The sequence below is a fragment of the Pontibacter sp. GD7 genome (assembly GCF_058216375.1).
On record NZ_JBYZMP010000005.1, the window covers coordinates 331445 to 351369 of the forward strand.

At 46.8% G+C, this 19925-nt stretch carries 18 protein-coding genes and 1 riboswitch; of the genes, 16 read left to right on the top strand and 2 right to left on the bottom strand.

Translation table 11 applies throughout. From position 1 onward, the window contains the following. The first annotated feature begins 1052 nt into the window (after window positions 1-1052). Window positions 1053-1121: riboswitch (Fluoride riboswitch) on the top strand. A gap of 46 nt (window positions 1122-1167) precedes the next feature. Together AC4BAP_RS10535 and AC4BAP_RS10540 are read left to right on the top strand one after the other, a co-directional pair. Beyond that, window positions 1168-2493, top strand: a complete 1326-nt coding sequence (locus AC4BAP_RS10535) for a voltage-gated chloride channel family protein (RefSeq protein ID WP_490582653.1) — start codon at window positions 1168-1170, stop codon at window positions 2491-2493. Between the two features lie 157 nt (window positions 2494-2650). Next, on the top strand, window positions 2651-3907 hold the full coding sequence (locus AC4BAP_RS10540; RefSeq protein ID WP_490582606.1) for a pepsin/retropepsin-like aspartic protease family protein: 1257 nt from the start codon (window positions 2651-2653) through the stop codon (window positions 3905-3907). Window positions 3908-3909: 2 nt separating this feature from the next. Here AC4BAP_RS10540 and AC4BAP_RS10545 read toward each other — a convergent pair whose 3' ends face one another. Then, window positions 3910-4203: a hypothetical protein gene (locus AC4BAP_RS10545; RefSeq protein ID WP_490582607.1), complete on the bottom strand. Its 294-nt coding sequence runs from the start codon at window positions 4201-4203 to the stop codon at window positions 3910-3912. 530 nt (window positions 4204-4733) lie between these two features. Here AC4BAP_RS10545 and AC4BAP_RS10550 point away from each other — a divergent pair. The 9 genes from AC4BAP_RS10550 (at window position 4734) to AC4BAP_RS10590 (ending at window position 14908) form a co-directional block, all read left to right on the top strand. Further along, the gene (locus tag AC4BAP_RS10550) at window positions 4734-5435 is read left to right on the top strand and encodes a GNAT family N-acetyltransferase (RefSeq protein WP_490582608.1); all 702 of its coding nucleotides are present in this window, start codon (window positions 4734-4736) and stop codon (window positions 5433-5435) included. 17 nt (window positions 5436-5452) lie between these two features. Beyond that, a complete protein-coding gene (gene argG, locus AC4BAP_RS10555) occupies window positions 5453-6661 on the top strand; it encodes an argininosuccinate synthase (RefSeq protein ID WP_490582609.1) in 1209 nt (402 codons plus the stop codon). Next, window positions 6646-7653, top strand: a complete 1008-nt coding sequence (gene argC / locus AC4BAP_RS10560; RefSeq protein ID WP_490582610.1) for an N-acetyl-gamma-glutamyl-phosphate reductase — start codon at window positions 6646-6648, stop codon at window positions 7651-7653. Before argG ends, argC begins: the two co-directional genes overlap by 16 nt. 448 nt (window positions 7654-8101) lie before the next feature. Beyond that, window positions 8102-9256, top strand: coding sequence for an aspartate aminotransferase family protein (locus tag AC4BAP_RS10565; RefSeq protein WP_490582611.1), 1155 nt, complete (start codon window positions 8102-8104; stop codon window positions 9254-9256). Continuing rightward, window positions 9256-10209 (top strand): Rossmann-fold NAD(P)-binding domain-containing protein, encoded by a 954-nt coding sequence (locus tag AC4BAP_RS10570; RefSeq protein WP_490582612.1) that lies wholly within the window; start codon window positions 9256-9258, stop codon window positions 10207-10209. Before AC4BAP_RS10565 ends, AC4BAP_RS10570 begins: the two co-directional genes overlap by 1 nt. A 214-nt stretch (window positions 10210-10423) precedes the next feature. Continuing rightward, window positions 10424-11218 carry an acetylglutamate kinase gene (gene argB / locus AC4BAP_RS10575; protein ID WP_490582613.1) on the top strand — a complete coding sequence of 265 codons (795 nt, stop codon included), beginning with the start codon at window positions 10424-10426 and terminating at the stop codon, window positions 11216-11218. Further along, on the top strand, window positions 11218-12282 hold the full coding sequence (locus AC4BAP_RS10580) for a M20 family metallo-hydrolase (protein ID WP_490582614.1): 1065 nt from the start codon (window positions 11218-11220) through the stop codon (window positions 12280-12282). Before argB ends, AC4BAP_RS10580 begins: the two co-directional genes overlap by 1 nt. 553 nt (window positions 12283-12835) lie before the next feature. After that, on the top strand, window positions 12836-14167 hold the full coding sequence (gene argH, locus AC4BAP_RS10585) for an argininosuccinate lyase (protein ID WP_490582615.1): 1332 nt from the start codon (window positions 12836-12838) through the stop codon (window positions 14165-14167). 207 nt (window positions 14168-14374) lie between these two features. After that, window positions 14375-14908, top strand: coding sequence for a hypothetical protein (locus AC4BAP_RS10590; protein WP_490582616.1), 534 nt, complete (start codon window positions 14375-14377; stop codon window positions 14906-14908). An 84-nt stretch (window positions 14909-14992) separates the two neighbouring features. Here AC4BAP_RS10590 and AC4BAP_RS10595 read toward each other — a convergent pair whose 3' ends face one another. Next, on the bottom strand, window positions 14993-15349 hold the full coding sequence (locus AC4BAP_RS10595; protein WP_490582617.1) for a hypothetical protein: 357 nt from the start codon (window positions 15347-15349) through the stop codon (window positions 14993-14995). A gap of 329 nt (window positions 15350-15678) precedes the next feature. On the opposite strand from AC4BAP_RS10595, the gene ispG reads away from it, so the two are divergent. The 5 genes from ispG (at window position 15679) to AC4BAP_RS10620 (ending at window position 19890) form a co-directional block, all read left to right on the top strand. Further along, a complete protein-coding gene (gene ispG, locus AC4BAP_RS10600) occupies window positions 15679-17655 on the top strand; it encodes a (E)-4-hydroxy-3-methylbut-2-enyl-diphosphate synthase (RefSeq protein WP_490582618.1) in 1977 nt (658 codons plus the stop codon). 97 nt (window positions 17656-17752) lie between these two features. Continuing rightward, the gene (locus tag AC4BAP_RS10605) at window positions 17753-17917 is read left to right on the top strand and encodes a DUF6728 family protein (RefSeq protein ID WP_490582619.1); all 165 of its coding nucleotides are present in this window, start codon (window positions 17753-17755) and stop codon (window positions 17915-17917) included. A 104-nt stretch (window positions 17918-18021) separates the two neighbouring features. Beyond that, window positions 18022-18522 carry a hypothetical protein gene (locus AC4BAP_RS10610; RefSeq protein WP_490582620.1) on the top strand — a complete coding sequence of 167 codons (501 nt, stop codon included), beginning with the start codon at window positions 18022-18024 and terminating at the stop codon, window positions 18520-18522. 9 nt (window positions 18523-18531) lie between these two features. Then, window positions 18532-18891, top strand: coding sequence for an MmcQ/YjbR family DNA-binding protein (locus tag AC4BAP_RS10615; protein WP_490582621.1), 360 nt, complete (start codon window positions 18532-18534; stop codon window positions 18889-18891). Between the two features lie 495 nt (window positions 18892-19386). Continuing rightward, complete coding sequence (locus AC4BAP_RS10620; RefSeq protein ID WP_490582622.1) at window positions 19387-19890, top strand: MarR family winged helix-turn-helix transcriptional regulator; 504 nt, start codon at window positions 19387-19389, stop codon at window positions 19888-19890. Window positions 19891-19925: the final 35 nt, after the last annotated feature.

Consider the following 19925-nt stretch of genomic DNA (forward strand, 5'->3'; position numbering starts at 1 on the left):
TTAGAAAAGTATAATTACCTTCAAAGTATCTAAAAGAGGTTATACTTGAAGATAACAAAAAATAAGGCCAAATGCACGGGTTTTTGTGGTTTTAAGGGTCTATGCTGATGAATATGGTATTTGATTGCAATGGTTTTGTGCAAAGTTTGGGGTTTTTATAGTTTGATGATTGGGTAAGGGTTAGGAGGGTTTTGTGGTTGAAATATTAGCTCAGTTCAATTTATGGCAGTTTGCTTTTTTGCAGCGGTTGTGAAGTAAGTAGGCTTTATTCTGCCTTTTATGTCGAACTGCTGATTTCCTTCAGTCTTGCTTGCCCATTGTTTCACCTCAGGCTTTGGTGCGCTCAAGGCCGCGTGGCCTCGTCCTTGGCCATCGCGCTGCTTTCGCTTCCTTTGCTCCTAACGTCGCAATGCCTCGCTCGCGCTCGTCACCGGAACCTCTCGAGGCGCTCAGTCCAAGGACTGGGATTGACACTTCTTAGCTGACGGCTGTTGCAACTGGCTAGCAAGTATAAATTAGTAGTAGCAGAAAATTCCCCTCCTTGGACTTTAAAGGGGGGCCTTCACCCCCAGGAGGGGATAAAGGGGTGGTTTGACCCGGTAATGCAACAATTCCCCTCTTGAGAGGGGCAGGGGTGTGGTATGTTTTTAAACTATAACTACATAGCAACAGCCCATGTAATGTGCACCCCTGACGATTTTTTGTTTGAGCGTTCAGCGAGTTCAAAATCGTCTTGATTCTTTTGCTTACTTTTCTCATCAAGGAGAAAAGTAAGGCCCAGCCGGCGAGGCGAAAAGCTGGCTTATAGCAAAAGGCCACAACGAAGATGTATTTGTCTAACTTAACCCTTACACAATCCTACCAATAATGATCCGTATGTTTTTCCTCACGGCTCTTTCTCACATACACCTTCCTGATCAGGTAAACCAGACCTGCAGAGATCAAAATCAACACTACTATCAATGCTTCCATACTTTATTTACGTCGGGAGTAACTATTAAGGTCAGGTAATCGGCACACAGTTTTGCTGAGTCGGGAATTAAGATTACCTTTAACCCGAAGGTGATGGGGTACCACCTTGAACCGCCTGCCCGGGCAGCGCTGATGACTCCTACAGAAAGGCTTGGCTATACTTTGCCTGTTTGTATCTTTGTCGTCAGCAGAATCATGAAAAACCACAGCACCCAGAAATCCATCCTTACAAAGCTATTAAGCAAAGCGCTTTTTTCCGGCGAGCAGGCCACGGCTATACTTTATACTTTAAAGTGGCTTGTTATCTGCATTTTGGTCGGAATAATGGCCGGTTCTGCATCTGCATTTTTTCTGGTGTCGCTTGATTGGGTGACAAATTACCGTGAAAGTCATACCTGGATCATCTGGCTATTGCCTTTGGGTGGCTTGTTAGTTGGTTTGCTTTATCATTACATCGGAGGACGCTCGGCTAAAGGAAATAACCTCTTGCTGGAGGAGATACACAAACCCCGTCAGATCATTCCGTTTTTGATGGCGCCGCTGGTGCTTTTCGGTACGCTGGTAACGCACCTTTTCGGTGGGTCGGCTGGGCGAGAGGGTACTGCCGTACAGATGGGAGGGGCCTTGGCCGATCAGCTCACTAAACTATTTCGCCTGCGTCCCCGCGACCGGAAAGTGCTGATCATTACGGGTATTAGTGCCGGATTTGCTTCTTTGTTTGGCACGCCGCTGGCCGGTGCAGTTTTTGGCCTGGAGGTATTTATACTTGGCCGTTTGCGCTACGAGGCCCTTTTGCCCAGTTTCCTGGCTGCCGTTATCGCAGATTATACTTGCACGTCCTGGGGGGTGGGGCATATGCACTTTTCAATTCCATTTGTACCGGATATCTCTGCCATGGCCATAGTTTACTGCCTGGTAGCAGGAGCCATTTTTGGATTGGCCGGAATGGTATTTTCCCGTTCCATTCATTTCTTTTCGCAGCAGTTCAAGCAGCACATTGCGTATCCGCCTTTACGACCTCTGGTAGGGGGGGTGGTAATTGCCGTGGTGGTCTGGCTAATGGGTACAACCAAGTATATTGGCCTGGGGGTGCCTACCATACTTGCTGCGTTTAAGCAGGGTTTACCCTGGTACGATGCCTTTGTAAAAATCGCACTCACAGCATTTACTTTAGGGGCTGGTTTTAAAGGAGGGGAGGTTACGCCGCTTTTCTTTACAGGAGCCACACTGGGCAATGCTCTTTCCGGTCCAATTCCGTTGCCAATGGCTTTATTGGCCGGCATGGGACTAGTGGCTGTGTTTTCCGGGGCAACCAACACGCCACTCACCAGCACTATTATGGCCATTGAGTTATTCGGTGCCGACAGCAGCGTGTACATGGCGCTGGCCTGTGTGGTGTCTTATCTTTTCTCTGGTCATTCGGGCATCTATGGCTCGCAGCTAATCGGCACGCCCAAGCACCTTATCTATGGCAGGCTTAAAGGCAAATCGCTTGGCGACATCTCCTCCACTAAAAAGTAAACCAGGGCTATGAGCTTTGTATAGCCAAAATTATATACTGTGTTATAGGTATAATCTATAATTTATTGAAGATGAGCTGATAACTTGTCTACCGTTTGGAATATTTTGCGTAATATTATTGTTAACCCAATAGTATGAACTGAAAACGTCCCATCTTATGACAAGAGCCAGTTTCCTTATACTGCTTTGTCTTTGGTTGCTATTGGTACCCGAATTCGCTCAGGCGCAGGTGCACACCCGTTACGAGCAGGATACGGTGTACTTCAAGTCAAAACGCAAGCAGATAAAAATCCCGTTCAAGCTTGTACACAACCTGATCATAATTCCTGTTCAGATCAATAATTCTACGCCTTTAAATTTTATACTTGATTCCGGTGTGCGCAACACCCTCATCACCAGACTCTACTATTCTGATTCGCTTAACCTGAACTCAGCTGATAAAGTTAGTATCCGTGGCTTGGGATCAGGCAATGAGATAGAGGCATTCTACTCAACTGGTAATAGCATGAGCATGCCGGGCATACAGGGCGATAACCACAAAGTATATGTTTTACTGGAAGATGTCTTTCACCTGTCGCACCGCATGGGGATGCCGGTTCATGGCATTATTGGGTATGATATTTTTAAGAACTTTATTGTTAAGATAAACTACGCAAACAAAACACTGACGCTTTACCGCCCGGATACAAAGCTTAAGAAAAAGCGCAAAGCAGAGGAATTCCCCCTGTTTATAGAAGAGAGCAAGGCTTATATCTATGGCAACGTGAGGCAGCAAAACGGCGACTCGATAAAGGTGAAGCTTGTCCTGGATACAGGAGCCAGTCACTCGTTGTCGCTTTACCTGCCTACCGACAGCAGGTTAACTTTACCACCCAAAACGCTAGAAGCATACCTGGGCCGCGGACTTGGCGGCGATATCCATGGCAAGATCGGCAGGCTGGACGCCTTTGTGCTTGGCAGGTATGAGCTTACGAATTTGCCAGCCTCTTATCCCGACGAAGAAGCTGTAAAACCGGCCCTCAATATTGCCCAGCGCAACGGAAACCTGGGCTCGGATGTACTCAAGCGATTTACCGTTATCCTGGATTATCCGCACAACAAGATCACCCTGATACCAAACAGCAAGTTTAAGGAGCCCTTTAACTATAACCTGGCCGGCTTTGAGATCACAACGCCACTTCCGGGCACCAATTTCTATGTTGTTTCCAATGTAATTGAGAATACGCCGGCAAAGCGTGTGGGCATGGAGGCCGGCGATCAGATAGTGAGCATCAATGGTGTAGAGTGCAAGAACCTACAGCTTGGCGAGATACTGGACCTGATAGACAGCAGGCCGGGACGTAAACTAAGGATCAAATTAAAACGCGACCACAAGCTGATAGACGTGGATTTTGTACTGCAAAGCCGAATCTGACCTTACTTAGAAACTGATGCAGTCTGGTTAAAGTCTAGAAATACCTGGAATAGCAGGAGCAATACAGCAAATACGATGAGTAAAATAGCCGTGATGGTACGTGCCCTCGGGATCGGTTTTTGATACACATTCCCTTTTTCATCCACACCTGTAAAGCGAAGGTCGGAGAGTATGAGCCCGTTGCCAAAGCTGAGCCATACTGCAGCCGTAAGTGCCTGTTTTGTAATAAACAGTGATGCCAGGCCCACGGCTGAAAACAGAATGCCGATGATTACCCTGATGGAGATGCTTTTCATGATTAAGGAAGCACAGTTGTTTTATGTGGGTGCAATTTAACGCTTTTGCGCCAGTACCCGTACACTAATTTTGAACTGGATAAAAGTATAAAGCAACGTATTTGAAACTAAAGCAACAATTACTATAAATAAATAAGGTTTTTTAAGATATCCCTTGGATATTTGAAAACTATTCTGAAAACTTTGCGAAAAATACGGTATTTCTATACCTGGCATACAATTACTGAAATGAAAAAAATGTCGTCTTTATCAGTTTTGATAAATCACGCTCCAGCCTTGGAGGGTGCGACTTTTTCTATCCTTTCGTCAAGGGTAGTTTTTAGGACCATCTCACCTGCGGTCCGCTACAGGCGGTAGCCTACAGTTTTTCAGACTACCTATGCGGTAGTCATTATTCCCCAAATACGTTTTTCTGCTTACAGTGCCTCAGGTAAATAATATTACCTCCAACGACTGTATTCATACTTTAATCTAGCTAAACATATTGTGCTGTGCATGGCGCAGCCAGGGTACTTTATTTTACCAGTTAAATGAATCAACCAGAATTCATTGTGACGGTTGCCAATGGGCAGCATGTTATTTACGCCTTACAGATATGTAATGAGATGGAGGCGTCGGCTAAGGCACGCGGTACCGGTATTGCCAAGCGATCACCGGATTACGTGGCTCAAAAAATGATGGAAGGCAAAGCCGTAATTGCTCTGCACCAGGATGGTACGTGGGCTGGCTTTTGTTACATCGAGACCTGGGGGCATGGCAAGTATGTGGCAAACTCAGGCCTGATCGTATCTCCGGAGCTGCGCAAAAGCGGACTGGCTCGCCAGATTAAGCAGAAGATCTTTGAACTATCGCGCACAAAATACCCGGATGCCAAGATCTTTGGTTTAACCACGGCACTGGCAGTAATGCGTATTAATTCCGGCCTTGGCTACAAGCCCGTAACATACTCTGAACTGACAGATGATGAAGAGTTCTGGAAAGGCTGCCGTAGCTGTGTGAACTTTGAGATCCTGCAAAGCAAGAACCGCACGAACTGCCTTTGCACTGCTATGCTCTACGACCCTGCTAAAGAAGACGGCTACATGCCTCTGCCTGTGGTAAACAAACAGGAAGAGCCTCAGCCTGTGAAGCAGCAAACAGCAAAAGTTATTAGCATTAACGATCGCTGGATTCGCCACCGTGCACGGCCTAATCAAACCAATTTAAACAGCAAAGAGCGTAACGCCTCTTAAGTATACCAGATACCAACATGAAGAAAGTAGTTTTAGCATTTAGTGGCGGTTTAGATACCTCTTATTGTGCCATTTACCTTGCTCAGGAGCTGGGCCTTGAAGTATACTCAGCCATTGTGGATACAGGCGGTTTTTCGGAAGAAGAGCTTAAAGAGATCGAGCGCCGTGCTTATGCAATGGGTGTTAAACAACATACCCACCTGGACGAGACACAGCATTTTTATAACAGCTGCATCAAATACCTGGTGTACGGTAACATACTTAAGAACAACGTTTATCCGCTAAGCGTGAGTGCAGAGCGCGTTACGCAGGCCATTGCCATTGCCAAGCATGCTAAAAGTATAGGAGCGGATTTTGTGGCGCACGGAAGTACCGGCGCTGGTAACGACCAGGTGCGTTTCGACATGGTTTTCCAGGCGTTGATTCCTGAGGTGGAGATCATTACCCCGATCCGCGACAAGCGTTTATCCCGTGAAGAGGAGATCGAGTACCTGAAGCAGCATGGCGTGGAGATGGATTTTGCCAAAGCGCAGTACTCTATTAACAAAGGGATCTGGGGCACATCGGTAGGAGGAAAAGAGACACTTACTTCTAACCTGCCGCTGCCTGAGGAAGCGTATCCTACGCAACTTAGCAAACATGAGCCGGAGCGCGTTACATTACATTTCGAGAAAGGTGAACTGGTAGGTATTAACGAGAACAAGTATGATACTCCGGTTCAGGCGATTCAGGAATTACAGGCCATTGCCGCTCCGTTTGCCATTGGCCGCGACATACATATTGGCGATACGATCATCGGTATTAAAGGGCGAGTAGGTTTTGAGGCAGCTGCGCCTATGGTGATCATCAAAGCACACCATACTTTAGAAAAACACGTGCTTACCAAGTGGCAGCTATACTGGAAAGATCAGCTTTCGGCCTGGTACGGCAACTGGCTGCACGAAGGGCAATTGCTGGACCCAACTATGCGCGACATTGAGGCATTTTTGGAGAGCACACAGCAGAATGTAACGGGTAAAGTATACGTGCTGCTGGCACCTTACCGCTTCCAGGTAGAGGGCATCGAAAGCACACATGATTTGATGAGTGACAAATTTGGAAGCTACGGAGAAATGAACCGTGCCTGGACATCCGATGACGTAAAGGGCTTTGCCAAGATATTCGGAAACCAGACCAAGCTATACCATAGCGTAAACAACCCCGAGGCAGCATGGATAACGGAATAAGTATAAAAGCAGGCATTGTAGGCGGCGCGGGTTATACTGGCGGCGAACTGCTGCGCCTGCTTGTGCATCACCCAAACGTTGAGATTGCATTTGTGCATAGCAAGAGCCAGACCGGCAAGCCGGTGTACGCCGTGCACAAAGATCTCCTTGGCGATACACACCTAAATTTTACAGATAAGCTGCAAACCGAAGTGGATGTACTGTTTCTGTGTGTAGGCCATGGCGAGGCAAAAAAGTTTGTGGAGGCAGAACAACTGCCTCAAAGTATAAAGATCATAGACCTGAGCCAGGATTTCCGCTGGAACGAAAGTATAAAAGAAGCCACTGTTGAGGCGTCTGACAGAACCTTTGTCTATGGTTTGCCGGAACTGCAGCGCAACGAGATCAAACAGGCTCAGAATATTGCCAACCCGGGGTGCTTTGCCACTGCCATACAACTGGCTTTACTGCCTCTGGCAGAGCAAAACCTGATAGGGCAGGAGGTGCATGTAAGTGGTATTACCGGCAGCACCGGCGCAGGACAAAGTTTAGCGGCTACCTCGCACTACAGCTGGCGCGATGGCAACATCTCCAACTATAAAGTCCTGAGTCATCAGCACCTGAACGAGATACGCCGTACACTGGCTGGTATGCAGGAAAAAGAGTTGCCAGGTATACACTTTGTGCCTTACCGTGGGCCGTTTACCCGTGGCATACTTTGTACCAGTTACTTAAACAGCAACTTAAGTATAGACGAGGCTGGCCAGTTGTTCAAAAGCTTTTACAGAAGCCATCCGTTTGTAACCGTTTCGGATACTACACCGGATCTGAAGCAGGTAACGAATACAAACAAATGCCTGCTACACCTGGAAAAACAAGGCGATAAGCTTGTTATAACGAGCATGATAGACAACCTTTTAAAAGGTGCTTCGGGACAGGCAGTACAAAACATGAACCTGATGTTCGACTTGAATGAAACCGCCGGCCTGAAGCTGAAAGCAAGTGCATTTTAGGTTTCGTTGTTCGTTACTCGTTGTTGGTTGTTTAACTCAAGTTTCGATATATGATGACCTAGGCAGGTGTAAACACACCCCTGCGCCCCTCTCAAGAGGGGAGTCACATGCACGAGCAAAATTCCCCTCCTCGGAGGGGTTAGGGGTGGGTTAATCGCAACTTGAGTTAGTTATTCGAACAACTGTTTAAATATATAACAGCAAAAATAATAGCACCGATTGTCCCCCTTCGAAGGGGGTAGGGGGATGATAATCGTTTAAAGACCTAACACTGAAAATCTTTAATCAACCTCAAGCCCTCCCGAATCAAGTCCGGGATCTTCGACTTCAAAGGGGGACAAGTATAAAGTATGAAAACAACAATTTAACAATACAACAATCAACAATTAAAAATATGTACGTCAAGTACTTCATCTATTGTCTTACTTCTTACATCTAATTATCAAATATGAATCTGTTTGATGTATATCCGCTTTTCGACATAACGCCAGTAAAAGCACAGGGCGCTTATGTTTGGGACGAGAATGGCAAACGCTACCTGGATCTTTACGGAGGTCATGCTGTCATCTCTATTGGTCACAGCCACCCGCACTATGTTAAAAGAATAGCCCGTCAGCTCTACGACATTGGCTTCTATTCCAACTCCGTAAAAATGCCGCTGCAGCAGGAACTGGCAGATAAGCTGGGCGAACTTAGTGGTTACAACGACTACAGCCTTTTTCTTTGCAACTCAGGTGCCGAGGCCAATGAAAATGCCCTCAAGCTAGCCTCTTTCCATACCGGACGTAAAAAAGTGATCGCATTTAAAGGTGCTTTCCATGGCCGCACTTCTGCTGCCGTAGCTGCTACCGACGATCCTAAGATCCAAGCCCCGATCAACGAAACGGATAACATCATTTTTCTGCCTTTAAACGATATCAACGCTTTTGGAAATGCACTTTTGGAGCATGGCCCCGAACTGGCTGCCGTGATCGTGGAAGGTATACAGGGCGTTGGCGGGGTACAATTGCCTGAGCCTTCTTTCCTGAAAGCTATTGCTGCCGGCTGCGAAAAAGCAGGAGCACTCCTGATCCTGGATGAGGTACAGTCTGGTTATGGACGCTCAGGCAAGTTTTTCGCGCACCAGCACGCCGACGTTAAACCGCACCTGATCACGATGGCCAAAGGTATGGGCAATGGCTTCCCGGTGGCCGGCGTACTTATCAGTCCTGAAATAAAGGCAAAGCACGGTATGCTGGGCACCACTTTCGGCGGTAACTACCTGGCTTGCGTAGCCTCTCTGGCTGTGCTGGAAGTGATGGAAAAGGAAAACCTGATGCAGAATGCACAGAACATCGGCAACTGGCTGATGGATGTACTTCGTCAGATGCCGGGTGTAAAAGAGGTGCGTGGTAAAGGCCTGATGATCGGGGTGGAACTGCAGCAGGCTTGTGCACCGATACGTAAGCTGCTTCTGGAGGAATATGGCATTTTTACCGGCTCATCTTCCGATAAGAATACGCTACGTTTGCTACCGCCGCTTAACATTGGTGCCCGTGAAGTACAGAAATTCCTGCACGCGTTTGAGGAAATCCTATTAAAAGCAGAATTACAGACAGTTTAATGAAAAAATATACATCCGTGAAAGACGTTGCCAATGTTGAGGAACTGGTAAACGAGGCCCTTCACCTGAAGCAAAACCCCTACAAGTATAAACACCTCGGCGAGAATAAAACGCTGGGACTTATCTTCTTGAACCCAAGCCTGCGCACACGTTTAAGCACCCAAAAGGCTGCCATGAACCTGGGCATGAACGTAATGGTGATGAACCTGGACAAAGAGGGCTGGGCACTGGAAACACAAGAAGGCGCTATCATGAACGGTACCACCGTAGAGCACATTAAAGAAGCGGCTGCTGTGATGGGGGAGTACTGCGACATCCTCGGTATCCGCTCTTTTCCTAAACTGCAGAACCGCCACGAAGACTATAACGAAGAGTTACTGCAGCAGTTTATTGATTACGCAGGTATTCCGATCGTGAGCCTGGAATCGGCAACGCGCCACCCGCTGCAGAGCCTTGCCGACCTGGTAACCATTACTGAGCAAAAGCCTGCTGGTAAAAAACCAAAAGTTGTGCTTACATGGGCACCTCACGTTAAATCTATACCGCAGTGCGTGGCCAACTCTTTTGCTGAGTGGATGGGGCAGGCAGATGACGTAGATCTGTTTATCACGCACCCGGAAGGCTACGAGCTAGCCGACGAATTCACACAGAATGCCACGGTTACTACCAACCAAGCCGAAGCCTTGCAAGATGCGGACTTTGTGTATGTTAAAAACTGGTCGAGCTACACCGATTACGGCAAAGTGCTGACAGACGGAAATGGCTGGATGATGACCAACGCAAAGCTGGCGCTTACAAACAATGCAAAGGTAATGCACTGCCTGCCAGTGCGCCGTAACGTAGAGCTAAGCGACGAGATCCTGGACGGGCCAAACTCGCTGGTACTGCAGCAAGCCAACAACCGCACCTACGCGGCGCAGGCTGTGCTGAAAAGGATGCTGGAAGCGATTTAGTTTGAAATGGACGCAAGACACAGGACACAAGATTTAAGACTTTTTCATCTAAACGATTCTTACAGAATCTGAGGATTAGATAGAATCTAAAAAGAATGGCAGTTATAGTTTTCCAAACTTCATCTAAAAGCATGTCTTACGTCTTGTGTCATAAATCTTATGTCTAAAAAATATAGTCCTGTGTCTTGTGTCTTACATCTTGTGTCTATAAATAATGTTGATAGTAAAAATAGGCGGAAATATACTGGATAACCCGTCGCGGCTACATCGCTTTTTGGTTGATTTTGCGAAGCTGCGTGGGCCCAGGTTGTTGGTGCATGGCGGGGGCAAGATTGCCTCTGCTATTGGCCAGCGACTAGGTATAGAACCCGTTATGGTAGAAGGCCGTCGTGTTACTGATACCCAAACCCTTGAACTGGTGACGATGGTATATGGTGGCTTGGTTAACAAACAGGTGGTAGCACAACTGCAATCATTGGGTTGCAATGCCATTGGCATGACCGGTGCAGATGCCAACACCATACTTGCCACCAAGCGCCCTGTGCGCGATGTGGATTACGGCTTTGCCGGCGACGTGTCAGGCAACGAAAGTATAAATATCGCTGCGCTTGATACTCTACTTAAGGCTGGTTTAACACCTGTATTTGCACCGCTTACCCACGATGGCAAAGGCTCTATGCTGAATACCAACGCCGATACCATTGCCTCTGTGCTGGCTACTGCACTGGCAACAAAGTATAACGTAACGCTTCTGTACTGTTTCGAGAAGAAAGGTGTGCTGGCAGATGCTGCTGATGACGATACCGTTATCCATTACATCAATCTGCCGAAGTATAATGAACTACGAGAAACTGGTGCAATAACTGCTGGTATGGTACCAAAACTAGACAATGCCTTTGCAGCCTTGCAACAAGGAGTTAGCAAAGTTTTGATAGGAGAGGCTGAGGCGTTATTAAGTATAGAATCTGAGAGCGAAGCGTTCGCAGGAACCACCATCAGCCTGAATTAATGGAGCAGCACAAACTATACTTAGAGGCAGTAGAACTGTTAAAGCAGCTTATCCAGATACCTTCGCTGAGCAAGGAAGAAGATAAGACTGCCGCCATACTTGCCAGCTATTTACAGAAGCATGGCGTGGAGGTACACCAGCAACTGAACAATGTATGGGCATTCAACAAGCACTACAACCCTGAGCTGCCAACCATACTACTAAACTCACACCACGATACCGTAAAGCCAAACCCTGGCTATACCCGCGACCCTTTTGCTGCTACCGTAGAAGATGGCAAGCTCTACGGTCTGGGAAGCAACGATGCGGGTGGTTGTTTGGTAAGCCTGGTTGCTGCGTTCCTATACTTTTATGAGCAACCAAACTTAAAGTATAACCTGGTGCTTGCCGCTACCGCCGAAGAAGAGATCTCAGGCAGAAACGGCATCGAACTTATACTTCCGGAGCTTGGAAACCTGGATGCAGCCATTGTAGGCGAACCAACCGAAATGCACCTTGCTGTAGCCGAAAAAGGTTTACTGGTGCTGGATTGCACAGCCAAAGGCAAAGCCGGACACGCTGCCCGTGAAGAGGGCATCAACGCTATTTACGAAGCGCTGGAGGATATAAAGTGGTTCAAGGAGTATCGGTTTGAGAAGGAATCGGAGCACCTGGGGCCAGTGAAAATGAGTGTGACGGTGATAAATGCCGGTACGCAGCACAACGTAGTGCCGGATAACTGCCAGTTTACCGTGGATGTTCGCTTGACGGATGCTTATTCGATGGAGGAGGTGTTGCAGAATATACAACAACATGTAAAGTCGGAAGTAAAGCCACGTTCTACCAGATTAAAGCCATCAGCCATCCCGATGGAGCATCCCTTGGTGCAGGCAGGCTTGGCGATGGGGCGCAACACGTACGGTTCTCCAACAACTTCCGATCAGGCGCTTTTGCCCATCCCATCCCTTAAAATGGGACCGGGCTTCTCAGGCCGCTCGCACATGGCAGATGAGTATATTTATTTGCATGAGGTAGAGGAGGGGGTTAGGTTGTATGTGGAGTTGTTGGAGAGGGTAGTAGTATGATTTGGGTAAATTGACACCATTAATTGCAACTTTATTGTGGCCTTTGCACTAAGCCAGCTTTTCGCCTCGCCGGCTGGGCCCTACTTTTTTTCTTGACAAAAAAAGTAGGCAAAAAAGTCAAGACGATTTTGAACTCGCTGAACGCTCAAACAAAAAATCGTCGGTGGTGCACATTGCTAAGGCATTTTGCTTTGGAGGAGAGATGTAAACACACCCCTTCGCCCCTCTCAAGAGGGGAATTCTACCTTACTGTTTATACTTTCTTCCCAGTTGCGACAGTCGCAAGCAAAGAAGTGTCCATCCCAGCCTTTAGGTTGAGCGCCTTGTAGCTGTTGCGGTGCCGAACGGAGCGAAGGCAGCTTCAGGTACACCGCGCGATGCCAAAAGGCGAGGCCACGCGGCCTTGAGCGCACCAAAGCTTGATGTGAAACAATTGGCAAGTAAAACTGAGGAAGAAAAGTAGCCAGAAAGAATAACAGAAAACAACAACAGTATAAAACAGTAAACTGAACTATAAATTCATTCACTCAATCACTCATTCAAAATTAACCCCATGAAGCTTTGGCAGAAAGGCACTAGCGTTGCCGCAGAGATAGAGAAATTTACCGTTGGCAAAGATGCAGAACTGGACATGGAACTGGCGCGGTTTGATGTGCTCGGCTCTTTGGCCCATACCCGCATGCTGCAAAGTATAAACCTGCTCTCAGCCAAAGAACTAGACATACTGCAGGCCGAGCTGAAAGCCATTTACAAAAGCATTGAAGCCGGTGATTTTAAGATTGAGGAAGGAGTAGAGGACATACACTCGCAGGTGGAGCTGGAACTGACCAGAAGTGTAGGGGAGGCTGGTAAGAAAATACACAGCGGCCGCTCACGCAACGACCAGGTGTTGCTGGACCTGAAACTATACTTCCGCCACCAGCTACAGGAACTGGTGCACGACACAGAAGCACTTTTCGATGTCCTGCAGGCGCAAAGCGAAAAGTATAAAAATGTGCTGCTACCTGGTTACACACACCTGCAAATTGCTATGCCTTCGTCGTTTGGTTTGTGGTTTGGGGCCTACGCTGAAAGCCTGGTAGACGATATGCAACTGCTGCTGGCAGCTTACAAAATTGCCGACAAAAACCCACTTGGCTCTGCTGCAGGCTATGGCTCGTCTTTCCCGCTTAACCGCCAGATGACGACCGAATTGCTTGGCTTTGAAAGTATGAACTATAATGTGGTATATGCCCAGATGGGGCGTGGCAAGTCGGAGAAGATTGTGGCTACGGCTATGGCCTCGGTAGCGGCTACGCTTGCCAAAATGAGCATGGACCTGTGCCTGTACATGAGCCAGAACTTCGGGTTTATAACGCTACCAGCCCACCTCACGACTGGCTCCAGCATTATGCCGCATAAAAAGAACCCCGATGTGTTTGAGTTGCTGCGTGGCAAATGTAACAAACTGCAGGCGCTGCCAACGGAGATCTCCATGCTGCTCATCAACCTGCCATCTGGTTACCACCGCGACCTGCAGTTGCTGAAGGAAAACCTCTTCCCGGCATTTTCTGAGCTGAAAAGCTGTCTGCAGATGATGGCCTATATGATGCAGGATGTACAAGTAAAAGATGACATTCTTACCGACGACAAGTATAAATACCTGTTCAGCGTGGATGCCGTTAATGCCCTGGTTCTGGAAGGAATGCCTTTCCGGGATGCTTACAAAGTGGTTGGCGAAAGTATAGAAGCCGGCAATTTCTCAGCCCCGGCAGCCGTAACCCATACACATGAAGGTAGCATCGGTAACCTGTGCAACGCCGAAATAGCTAAGGAAATGCAGCTCATTTTGCAGCAGTTTAATTTCGGAAAAGTAAAGCAGGCTTACGACGAACTGTTGAAGTAAGTGTTTTACTGAAATAAGCTAAAGGGAGGAAGCAATTTCTCCCTTTTTTCTTTATTGGCAATTAGGAGAAAAGAAGTACATTAGCTAAGTGCTATGGTAGTATTGGATGGTAGTAGGGTATTTTTCTCTATAATCAGTTCAACTCCATACATAGTGCAGATAGTAGGAGTAGGTACTCCTGCTAGCGGATAGTTACCAGTAACTGAAATGAAAAAAGTCTTTGCCCTTATAGTTATCTTCACCTTATGTCATACTGCTTTCTCACAATCAGTAGTAGAGGCAATGAAGCGGAAAAAGGGTTTAAAAAAAGACAAAGAGCTAATACTTGAAGCACAAGAGCTATTCAAAGCTATAAATGACAGCTTAGGAATAGATTTAAGTGTGGCAGACACTCTTTATTATATCAGGGGAGTAGACGTGCAAGACAGAATAGGCTACGGAATCGTCTGGAATGATGATATAGCTATTTCTTATAGTGATAGTAGAATTTGGGAAAACAACAGGATTGTGGGGTCAAATCCCAAATTCATCATTGAACCTGATGTAGACTCTATTCAGGACTTCGGTCCAATTATTAGTGCAATAGAAGAAGGTGACAAAGGCAATGTTTTGAAATATGTAGAAGAAAGCTCTAAAGTATTTAGTGGCATCGGATACTGGAACATTATGACCTTCATCAAAAAGTCAGGGAGATATACAGTAGAACACTTTACGGTTAGAGACTTTGCCAGACTTAAATAGTAAAACATCTTCTGGTAACCCTGCACAGGCTCTATACTTCGGCTGCGCCTCGTCCACAGCCTGTACTAACCGTTAACCTAAACCCTACTTCTTCACACTCCTCATTGCCTCGCCAGCCACAGTGGCCAGTATAAGCGGCACCAGCACAATGGCTATCCCGACGGCAATAAAGCGCCGCAGGCCCAGGCGCATCATGAGTGTAGTCACTACTTTTCCGCGAAGTTCGTTGTAAAAAAACTTTCCGGCCTTGGTCATGGGTTTGCCTTTGAGCACGTCCAGCACTTCTTTCCAGTGGCCTTTCTCCAGTTGCCGCTTCAGAAAACCCAACACGCAGTCTTTGGTAATTTTAATTGCTTCGGCCAACTGTTCCTGTTGCAGGTTAGAGCAGCGTTTTAGCTGTTGCAGTTTTAACGGAGAAAGCGAAGGAAAGAAATTGCGCATAGGAATCATATGTGCCCGATAATAAGTTACAGTTCAAAAAACATCATATGGAAGTCCCGATAAAAGTACGGTGCCCGGAAAAGAAAGTAATGCTATTGTTTACGATTTCCTCAAAATTTAGGGTATAAGTAGTACCCGATTGTTAGAAAATTGCAACTACCCAAGTATAACTGGCGCAAACTATACTTTCAAAATCCTAAAAATTTATAATGCACAGCCTTATACTTGTGCCGGTTTAAAATATTGATGCTAATTTTACGTAATGTACCCGTTGAACAAAGCCAGCGGAACTTTAGTTATCCATTCGAGCAGAAGACGCATAACATACCATGAATAAATCGTATTGCCCTAGCCTTACATCCTACAAGCGCAGAAAAACACGTGTCGTAAACATTGGCGGCGTCCCCATGGGAGGGGATAACCCGATCAGGGTGCAGTCCATGACCACCGTTGACACCATGGACACGATGGGCTCTGTGGAGCAGTGCATCCGTATGATCGAGGCCGGTTGTGAGTATATTCGCATTACAGCGCCAAGTATAAAAGAGGCCGAAAACCTGCAGAATATACGCGAAGAGCTGCGTAAGCGCGGCTATAACGTACCGCTGGTGGCCGATATCCATTTCACGCCAAATGCTGCGGAAGTAGCGGCGCGTATAGTAGAGAAAGTGCGTGTGAACCCAGGCAATTACGCCGATAAAAAGAAGTTTCAGGTAATCGAGTACGACGATGCCTCTTACCAGGCAGAGCTTGACCGTATCCGGGAACGCTTTGTGCCGCTGGTGCGCATCTGCAAAGAGCACGGCACTGCCATGCGTATCGGTACCAACCATGGTTCTTTATCCGACAGAATTCTGAGCCGCTATGGCGATACGCCGCTTGGCATGGTAGAGAGCGCCCTGGAGTTTATCCGCATCTGCGAGGACGAAGGCTATTACGACATCGTGATCTCGATGAAAGCCTCTAACACACAGGTAATGGTGCAGGCCTATCGTTTGCTGGTACAGAAACTGGAAGAGGAGGGTTTGCAGCCTTACCCGCTGCATTTGGGCGTAACCGAGGCCGGCGAGGCTGAGGATGGCCGCATTAAATCGGCTGTTGGCATTGGTACCTTGCTGGAAGATGGCCTGGGAGATACCGTGCGCGTGTCGCTTACCGAAGCCCCGGAGGCAGAGGCTCCCGTGGCGCAGGCTCTGATAGACCGCTACCTTAACCGGGCCGAAAAAGCTGCCCCTATCGAGGAAATAAATGAAGTACCGATAGACCCGTTCCAGTATCACCGCCGCGAAACCAGCGAAGTGGAGAACATCGGGGGGATAAACGTACCGCGTGTAGTAGCCGACCTCAGCCGCGTAGAAGACATCAAGTATGCCGACTTGAAATGTGTGGGCCACCTGTACTCGATGTTGCTGGATAAGTTTAACATGAATGACCTGGGAGCAGACTACATTTATACCGGCAACAACCCGATAACCTTTATGCTGCCAAACGGCCTCAAGGAGATCGTGAACTACGAAGCCTGGCTAAGCGCAGAGCAACGCAAAGACCGCCACCCATTGATCCCTGCAGAAGTATACCTGGGCAACCCGGACCGCCACTCGAAACTGAATTTTATACTTGTCACCATCCACGACATCACACCAGAGTTAATGGACAAGTTAAAGCAGGATGCCACGGCTGTACTTATGCTGCAAACAAGCAACGCGCATGCCATGCCTGAGCTGCGCAGGGCTTTCTTTAAACTGATAAACAACGGCGTTAAAAATCCGTGCATCATCAAACGTGAGTATGAAGGTGAACTAACTGCCGACCAGGTGCAATTGTATGCCGCCACTGACGTAGGTGGCCTGCTGATTGATGGCCTCGGAGATGGCGTGATGCTGAGCACCGAGTTACTGCCTGAGCAGGAAAAACCTGAATTGCTGGCCACCATAGACAAGCTGAATAACCTGAGTTTCGGTATTTTGCAGGCTGCCCGTACGCGCATGAGCAAGACCGAGTACATCAGTTGCCCAAGCTGTGGCCGTACTTTATTTGACCTACAGGAAACCACCGCCATGATCCGCAAACGCACCGACCACCTGAAAGGCGTGAAGATCGGTATCATGGGTTGCATTGTAAATGGCCCCGGCGAGATGGCAGATGCCGACTACGGTTACGTAGGCGTGGGCAAAGACAAGATTGCGCTGTACCGTGGCCAAACCGTCATCAAAAAATCAGTGCCAGCCGACAGGGCCGTGGACGAACTGATTGAGCTGATACGCGAAGACAACAAGTGGATTGAGCCAGTGATTATGGAAGAGTAGCAAATAAGAGCTGCTGTAAATCATTCTATAGATTTGATTGTTACAAGTATAGCGGACAATTCTGTTTCCTGTTAAATGCTTACTGATAACTGAAAATATGAAAGGACTATTCGATTTTAAGGAGGTGGCGACCTATTTCTTCCGGAAGGAGGACCCAAACCGCAAAACCAACTTCAACTTGCGTACCATGCACACCATCAATAAAATTTCAATTCTGATGTTTTTGGCTGGCGCAATTTATTTTATATTTAAGCACCTGTAAGACTAATGATCCTGGGAGTCAGGCAGTAGTCATAAATGATATAGGGGAGGATCTAAGGGTTCTCCTTTTTATGTATAAAGTAATGTCCAAGTCTGCATCCTGCTATGATAAAAAGAAAAAGTAGCTTTATACTTTCCTGCCTGTTTATACTTTGCCTGATGTCCTGTGGGCAACAAAAGATAGACGAGGCAGATATGGTGGTGATGGAACTGCCGCATTGGAGCTTGAGCACCCTGGAAAAGGAGTCATTCAAGAACAGGTATGCATTCGATACACGCATCAACCCGTTTTATCTGAACGTGGACGTGAACGGAGATAAAAACCTGGATCTAGCCGCTGTGGTTGTCGAAAAAGCCTCGGGTAGGAGAGGCATGATCGTTCTGGAGCAAGCTACTGACTCCCTGCATATTTTTGGTGCTGGTAATCAAAACAGCTTGGGCGGCGCCAACTGGAACTGGCTGATAGGCTGGAAAGCCGAGGATAGGTTAACGGCTGGCTCGGGAGTTGCGAAAAACGTTGGCACTGCCTTTATACTTTTCACTGACAAGAACACTGCAAACTGGCTGTACTGGGATGGGCACGAGTGGGAGTGGATCACACAATAGTTATTACAAATGCACATAGAAGCTTTTAGAGAATACTGCCTTGCCAAGACCGGCGTTACCGAGGAACTGCCATTCGATGAGGATACGCTGGTTTTCAAAGTAGGAGGCAAGATGTTTGCCCTTTGCAGCCTGTCGGAGTATGAGAAGGGGATTGCCCTGAAATGCCTGCCCGAAAAAGCAATTGAACTACGGGAGCAATATCCAGATAAGGTGTTTCCGGGTTACCACATGAGCAAGACGCACTGGAACACCGTGTTGCCAGAGGCAGGTCTGCAAGATCAACTTATTAAAGACTGGATCGATGATTCATACTTTCTAGTGGCATCAAAATTGACGAAGGCCGTTAAAGCAAGTTTAGGTCTGCTTTAACGTAGAAGCTGTTTAGAGTTTTAGATAAGAAGTATGACCTCGCCATTGTTGGTGTTTTTAACCAACAATTAAAAGACGTTGGCTATATACTTGTTGCTGAAAACACGCAGCAAGGGCTGGCAGAGTAAATTTTAATGAACTCTAAACAGGCTCAACGATTAACTCAAGTTGCGATATATGATAAACCAGGCAGGTGTAAACACACCCCTGCACCCCTCTCAAGAGGGGATTTACATGCACGAGTAAAATTCCCCTCCACGGAGTTAATTTTGTTGGGAAAAACAATCAGTTATTTTCTTTAATTAAACACTGCTGCAACTTAACTTAATTACGGCCTTATCTTGTCCGCTACCTGTACTTATTAATGTTCCTTATACTTGATTATGTGCAATTATTAATACTTTTTATGATTACAGCAAAAAAAGTTTAATGATTCTGTTAAAAATTAAATATTTATTTTTAATATTGATTAGCACTTACACCACTTTATAGAAGATGAATCTAGAGCAAGAAGTTGGCTACAAATACTTCCGGAACGAATGGCAAAAGGCCAGCATGAGTATTTTGTATACCCAGGGTATACTTTACAATACTTATGAAAACTTTTTTAAACAATTTGGCCTGACTTTTCAGCAGTACAATGCCCTGCGTATTCTGCGCGATCAGTACCCAAAACCTGTCTCAACTTCTTTCTTAAGAGAGAAACTGTTGGATAAAATGTCTGATGCCTCCAGGCTTGTAAGCCGGTTAAGTGCAAAAGAGCTTGTTACAGTTACCCAAAACGCGTCTGATAAAAGGCTGGTAAATATACTTGTATCGGATAAAGGCTTTAAAGTGCTCGAGGGTATCGATAGTTCACTGCCTGACCTGGATGAGAAGCTTTTTGGAATCTCGGAAGAGGAAGCCACGACGATAGCTAAACTTTTAGTAAAACTTAGGTCTTCCCTTAAACTAGACCCACAACCAGAACAAATTAATACACCTACTCAAGATAAATAGTATTCTATCTAAACTTTACTAACCAAACCTTATTG